General features: G+C 54.1%; 3 protein-coding genes. 1 reads left to right on the plus strand and 2 read right to left on the minus strand.

The window, feature by feature from the left end; all coding sequences use genetic code 11:
• Positions 1-555: 555 nt before the first annotated feature.
• Together DM995_RS18275 and DM995_RS18280 are read right to left on the minus strand one after the other, a co-directional pair.
• A complete protein-coding gene (locus DM995_RS18275; protein WP_116970617.1) occupies positions 556-2175 on the minus strand; it encodes a DUF4435 domain-containing protein in 1620 nt (539 codons plus the stop codon).
• Positions 2176-2764: 589 nt separating this feature from the next.
• Positions 2765-5125, minus strand: a complete 2361-nt coding sequence (locus DM995_RS18280) for a hypothetical protein (protein WP_116970618.1) — start codon at positions 5123-5125, stop codon at positions 2765-2767.
• A 235-nt stretch (positions 5126-5360) separates the two neighbouring features.
• On the opposite strand from DM995_RS18280, the gene DM995_RS18285 reads away from it, so the two are divergent.
• Complete coding sequence (locus DM995_RS18285; RefSeq protein WP_116970619.1) at positions 5361-6701, plus strand: hypothetical protein; 1341 nt, start codon at positions 5361-5363, stop codon at positions 6699-6701.
• The last annotated feature ends 408 nt before the right edge of the window (positions 6702-7109 follow it).

Genomic DNA, 7109 nt, shown 5'->3' on the forward strand with positions numbered 1-7109 from the left:
GTGTAAATTTTTCCCCCGACTGATCGAAAGCTATTACATCAAACATAGTGCGGAACGAATAATCATTCCAATAATCAATACGAAGAAATACGGTATTTTGTGCGGTCTCAGGAGGCCACGATCCCCGGTCGATAACGACGAATTTCATTTTACAACTCCTGCCCGACGAAGAGCATCTGGGTCTACGTGCGTCTCTCTCACAGCTCGCCAATCCAACTCACCTTAGAGCTCGTGATGAGTTTGTGACTGAGCAATTCATTCCTGAAAATTTTCTAACTAGCAAGGCTGCTTTGATAGCGCACAAACCTGGAAATAGAGTCTGGGCGACCGTGCTTGCTGGCCATTGGAGGTCGGAAATTCACCTTCGAGTGGTCGGATCGGCTAGACTTGCCGCGTGGCTGGCACCTTGTCGTAGCTTTTCGGGGTGCTGAGCGGAGAACGACATGAGCTGGGCAGAAAGTGCATCTCCTCAAAACAGATTTCGCGAGGACAAAGGTAACGGTGGCGCCCGAGTGCTGAAGCCCCGCCCCTCGAGTTCGCCGTGAGCCAATCGCCTCAGGGGCGCGGCGACACTTTGGGCAACACGGCGGCCAGTGCCGCGTGAAGAGCGGTGGTCTCATCCGATCTCAGCGCCCTGCCGATAAATTCCTCAAGCGCCTTTTGTTGGTAACCGAGCTGCCTCGCTGATTCAGCCAGCAGCCCCTTGTTGTCGTAATAGGAAAGGACTTTCTCGTACTTCTGCGAGGCGATCGCAGCACTGAGTGCGAACTTCGCTTCTTCGAAGATTTTTGGCGCATCTATTCCTGCCACAGCAGCTTTGAACTCGGTGTCCAGAGTGGCCGGATCGTGGCTTGAAAGGCCTATTCGTTTCATCGCAGCGTTTATCTGACGCTTTGTGTAGCGGACGCAGATTGCATCGATCTGCTGATCGGCCTGCGCCAGTACAAAGGCGCGCAATTTAGTTAGCCGCGATTGAGCGTCTTCCTCTGAAAACTGTAGAGCTTTCGCCAGTGCCAAAAATACTCCTGGCAGTAGCAGTAAATTCTCTACCTCTGAAACGGGCAGGCAGTATACGCCCTTTGCCTCGAGATAGGCCGCCTCAGCTCTCGAACGTCCATCCCGGTCGACCAGCCCTGCGCAACCAACACGGTGAAGTTCCGGACGAGCAGCAAAGCTGCTGACTGTGTGAATCACTTGCTCACATGAGCCGACAGGTATAACCGTGAAGTCGTTGTATACCCGCCGGTATAGAGAGGAATCGAGACTTCCTCCGTCTCCCTCAACGAAGAGCACGGGGCGGCGGCTGCCGATGATCGTGGCGACCACATCGTCGGGTATGTCCGCGTTTTCCGGGACGAGTTCAATGTCCCACTCCTCGTTGGGCGTCTTCCGATAGCTACGAAGGGCGTACTTCGTCCCAGCGTGCCTGGAGCCGGCAAATTCCACATCGTGTGTAATGTAGAGGAAGGCGCAATCTGCTCGCGCGGCCTCGATCTCATCCCACAATTTCGCGAGAATGGATTTATTGATGTGCAACTCGGGTTCGTCGAAGATCAAGAGTGTATCTGGCTTGGCCAGAAGGGCTTGCGCAATCAGATAGAAGATGACGCGCTCACCATCGCTCATTTCCGAGGCGGAATATACAGTCCCATCGGCAGTCCTCGTCTTTATGTTACCCCCGAGGACAACAAGCTCGCGGTGAGGGAGCACCCTTTCCCAGGTCGCCTTCAACTTATCGACCTTAGCCGCTGGCGCATCAGGCGGGCTGCCAGGATTAGCCACTGCCTGCGTACGGAACGCGACAGAGACGTCATTATTCTCGGCATACAACGCCGCGAGGACATGGTCGAAATCATTCAGCAGTATCGTCTCCGGCTTCTGACCCCACCGGTACGCTTCCTTGTACCGCGCTTCATCGTCCCGACCGAATCGAAGCCGCCTCTCGGCAATCTCAAGGCTAGGAGGCACTATGTTTGGGTTTAGCATCAATGACCTGTGAGCCGCTATCCGGTGCGTCTCCACGGCACCGTCTGCAAAGTGCCGTTCAAGATAAACGCCTAGACGTGTCTTGCCCGCTCCGTTCGCGCCAATGAATACGACGCTCGCCCCGCTCTTGATCGAAATGGCGATCGAACCAGTCGGCGTGACCACGGAAACTGTCGCATCAATCGGCATGCGTACCCCCAAATTTCGTCGAACTCAATCTTACGGTCTAGCCACATCTAACGCTTGAGCGCATGCGCTCGCCACAGGTTCTCGGTAGTCTGTCGTCTTCAGTCGCTAGCAGAACAACTCGACCTATAGCAAACCGAAATAACAAAGCAGTCAACACCGAAAACAATTGGCCACGCTTAACGACAAGGGTGCGTTGAGAATGCTTGTACTTTCTCTCGAACATGGACCCTGCCGATTAACGGGACAACGGCAAACGCCTACTTCGAAGCTTGTGCTTATGCATTCCGAAATGAAATGCGTTTTTTAAGGGCACTTTTTTCCATCTCTTCGCACTGACGCCCAACAGCTTCCAGCATAAACCGACATACCGAACCCCAAATCGGAACGGGATACCTCGGGTCGTTTGGAGCAGCAAACCACTATACGAAATCGGCCTTCCGTTCTTGACTCGCCGATTTATCGTCCATGTCGGATTCATTTCTACTAAATAAACCAATATTCTATTGCGCCGCTTGCTGTAACACAAACAGGCCTTAATGGAACATTGCCTCATCTCGAAACCATTCTTCATGATCCGGTTCGGATGAGCCTAAACCTCCTGTTGAAGCTTCGAGCGCTTGATAGCCAATGCACGGGAGCGCTTGTACCGCAGAGTTGCTACATCCTCGGAAGACATACCCAGCACGGCCTGTTGCGTGGCGTCTGCCAGTGACACAAGGTCGAAAATATGCCCCTGCTTCTCAGCTGTCGCGCGACGCGTGCCTCCGCATTCCCTCCAGGCACTGACGAGAGGGCCGTCCGCAAACAGTTCCTGACCAGTCAATGCAATCAACGGGCTCGGCAGAAGCTGGGTCCAACCCCACTTGGCGAGCGCTCGCAGAGCTTTATTCTCAATCGCAGAAAAATCGTCCTTTAGTGTTGCCGCCACGATGACACAACCCGGCAACAGGGTTGCGAGTTGACGAAGTCTCGAAACGTCAGCCGGTTTAAACGATTCAGCCGCAAAGCTTTTACATTCGCCTACAAGAGTCAAAGGATCCCGGCACGCACGATCGAGATCGCTTTTACCATGCCATGCGAAGAAATCCGTTTCAGACTTTCCTCCCGCATGCTTTAGTTCAAGCCCGGTCGAGAAGGTAAATTGGTTCATGCTGCCCAGCCCGTTCTCCAAAAATCGAAGGGTCAATGCCACAGCGTAACCGCCTCGAGCATAACCGGGTGTCGCGAAGGGACCGACCACGCGGTATTTAAACAACTTTCTGTCAGGATTGCCTTGCGGGAATGGGTACTTCTTGAGGCACCGCGCACAAGATACCTGATCAGAAACATCGTCGAGGCTGTACCAATTTTCCAGGGTGCAATGCGGACAGCGGGGAGCAAGACCAAGGCGCAGCATTCCGTCGGCCACAAGCCGATCCAAGGTTTTCCAGTTCCCAAAAGCCTTCCTTTGGATCGGCTTAAGCGTCTTGATCCAGTCCTGTACCGATGCCGTTCGGTCGATGAATTCGTCGGCGCTGCCGTCCTTCCACACGTGACGGCTTCGAGCCATGCTGTTCAGCTGCTCGAGAATGCCGCGCTCGCGCAAGATATTGGTGCCGCTAAGCCCCCCTACTGAGGCAATGATTTGATCAGCAACGCGGCCCGCATCAGAAGGCGTCGCTGTAAGGCCCTTTGTCCTAAGCCAAGAAATAATCGCGTCTGTTGGCGATGGAAGGTCCAAATAAGCGTGATCAAGCGAATAACGATGGAAGGTCACAAAACCCTCGCGGGATACGAACTGATCTGCCCCCCGGATCGGATACGAGTCTCGCGTACTAAAGGTCGCCGCAGGCAAGGCTTCCGCAATACTCTTTTGAGCCTGATACTGCTTCAGCTTAACGACATTGACGAACGATGGCCCCTCTCCAAGTTGCACGAAATCAAAATCCGGCGACTGAACAGGAAACCGCAATATGATTCTTTTGTCGCCACTAGGTGTCAGCTGAACCTGCCTAGATTTTTGAGCAATCGCTACGGCGCTCGGACGAAACGCCCGCTCGTCTGCTTGCGGCTCCCGCCAAATCGGCTCGTACCATCCCCGCATTACAGCACTGTGTTCTGGCAGCTTGGCTGACGCTAGATCCAGCTGCTTAGATACATCCTCAATCTCTAAAGAGCGGGCAACCTCGATCGAGGTATGGATCATGACGCCGTTCGGATTTGTCGGCAGCAAACGATGGTTCTTCCGGATTACTTGCAAGATCAAATCTCGCGACTGCGACAACCAGTTGACGTTGACCGGCAAAACATCCCAGGTGAACAGTCTGTAGTTCCAAAAGTCGATCAGGTCTGTCGGTTTTGACGGGTCAAATATGAATATGGAGGGATCGGAACGACTGAAACGAAGCTCGGCGCCCTTGACTGTGTAATAAAGCGGAAACCCACCACCTTGCACCAAATCACACCAAGTCTCGAAGCTGGGCGCCCTCTGTTTTGCGTCGAAAGCAGTTATATAGTTGTTTTTAAAGTAAGCAATCTGTCGGACTTTTGGAAAATACCCGAACGCCGCCTCAAAAAATGCGGTGTCGTCTGGTGCACCTTCTGTGAAATGATATATCGCAGGTTCTGCGCGTCTTTTGAATTGAAACTCTTCCTTAAAAAGCTTCTGATAAATGTAGGATATGTTCATCCCCACATTTAAATCGGCGGCTAACCCGTAATCCTTGCGGATCAAGTTATCGAAATTGAAAAAACGTCGGTTGGCCGACCAGCTTGGGTCCTCGCCCAAACCAAGCGAAGCGAGTTGCCCGGCCTTGGTCTGCACGAGCAGGTCTGGCTCGAAAAATCGGATGTAGCCGCGACTTAATTGCTGTGACCCATGGGGCAAAAGCTCGTCCTTCCACTCAGCAGGCAAGCGTTTCATGACGGGGATCAGCGGGCTCATCATGCCGCCCCACATCGTGGTTGCCATTCGCATCACTTCTCGCACGGTTTTCTTGTCGCGAGGGTTGACGAGATACCCTAACCTAGGGGGACGCAAGCTGACGTTCGCTGTGACTGGTTCCAAGTCTCGATCTTTCGTCCGAAATGCTTTGGCGACATAGAAGCATGGCTAATCAATGCAGGTTTAGCCGAAATCTGCAAGCGACAAGAATTTGGGGGTGGCGCCGCACCTGCATTGCCAAGGCGCTTGCTTTTGATCGCTCATGCTCCATCTTGCGTTGATGGTAGACGACGACTCACCGCTCCCTACGGGTGAACACATTACCACACAGTATCAGCAGATGCGGCCGGTAATCGGTTTTCTGAGCATTTTTAGTAGCAAAATTCGCAGCCAAGCCAAGGAGGTTGAGAAGCAGTTCGCCGACGTTAAACAAATGAAAGATGATCTGCAGAAATTTGCTGCGCGCTTTGGTCCGCGCGGTTGGACGATCTTCGATCGCCTGTCGGTTGAGGCAGTTAGAACTGCAGTCCGTGAGAAAGACGATGACCTCGCGGAGCAGGGCTTAGTGTGCCACCACCTAGATCCTGACATCCTCTCGTTTTTGGGGTATCGTTTCAATACCAGCCGGTTCGAGGCGTGGCATGATCTCTACGTGCGCGCTGTCGAGCGGCTGCTCGCCCAAGATTTCTTGTCTGCCGTTCCGCTGCTGCTCATAATCATCGACGGCATCTGTACCACTAAGACCGGCAAGCATCCGTTCTCCGGTGGCGCGGATGCGCCTGTTTTCGACACCGAAACAACCGGCCCAGGCGGCCTCTCCGACGGGCTTGCGATCCTCGGAGCCACGCGCCGCAAACTTGATACCGAAGCTATCGTCAGCCCCTATCGTCACGGAATCCTGCATGGCCTTAATCCCAATTTCGGAAACGCGCTTGTCGCAGCCAAGACGGTTAATCTTCTCCAGACGATGGTTGACTATTTCGACAGACGCGAGGACGAAGATGCGCGCATCGCCAAGGCGGCAAAGGATCAACGCAAACCATCTTGGTCGGAACTTGCTGCAAGGGTATCAGCGACACAAGCCACGAAGCGCAGGATCGAGGCATGGAAGGCTCGTCCGGTTGTTTCAGGACGGTTGCTTGCGGCGCGGGGTGAACCTCACAAACTGGAGGCCGGAAGTCCGGAGGCGGCTGCAGTGACCTTTCTTGAAGCCATCGCCAACCGCAACTTTGGAAAGATTGCGCAGATGACAGTCGACTATCCGCTTCGCTCGATCCGCTACCGGGCGGGCCGACATCGCAAGGAGCTTGGCGACCTCAAACTGATGAGCTGGTCCATTATCGGCGTGCGCGACGAAACGCCCGCGATCAGCGAAGTTGACGTCGCAGTAGAAGGCATCCTCAATGACAGCTCTTGGTCGGGCATACAGGTGATGCGTTTAATCTTCGCCGACGAAAAGTTTGAGCCGCGTGTGCGCGACTCACACGACGGCAACTGGACCGTGATGCCTAACTTCTTGCCGACGCTATTGGGCACCGCCATCGGCTCTTTGAGCGGTGCTACGCTGCCTAGCGACGCGCCTCAACAGCAGGAAAGTCTGTGATGATGAGCGTTGAGCACTTTCCGGGCCATGAAAAAGTGGCCGATCTCGGGCATCATAATATTTGGCAAAAACATTGGAACCATGCCTTTTTTGCCGACAGGGCGCTTAGGTCAGTATATGCCGTAGCGCACTTCGAGATCAGACCTTCGTCCAAGCGAAATTAAAGCGCTGACTTCGGGTCTACCGAAGTCCCTTAATCCAAAACGTTACAATAATGATTCACTTTTGCGTCCCCCTTCGGGCCGGGCTCTAGGCTTGCGCCCGTAACCCGGTTGCACCGGTTTACGCCCATTCGGGTGACGATCCCTGACCGGTCCAGGGCAGGGCTGCTCCCTGCCGACTTATGACGCCGGCAGAGCCGACGCAGTTTCCTTGATGATGAGTGGGGAGGAAGGGGCTCTGCCTCTC

The organism is Blastomonas sp. UPD001, assembly GCF_003426715.1.
Lineage (GTDB): Bacteria > Pseudomonadota > Alphaproteobacteria > Sphingomonadales > Sphingomonadaceae > Blastomonas.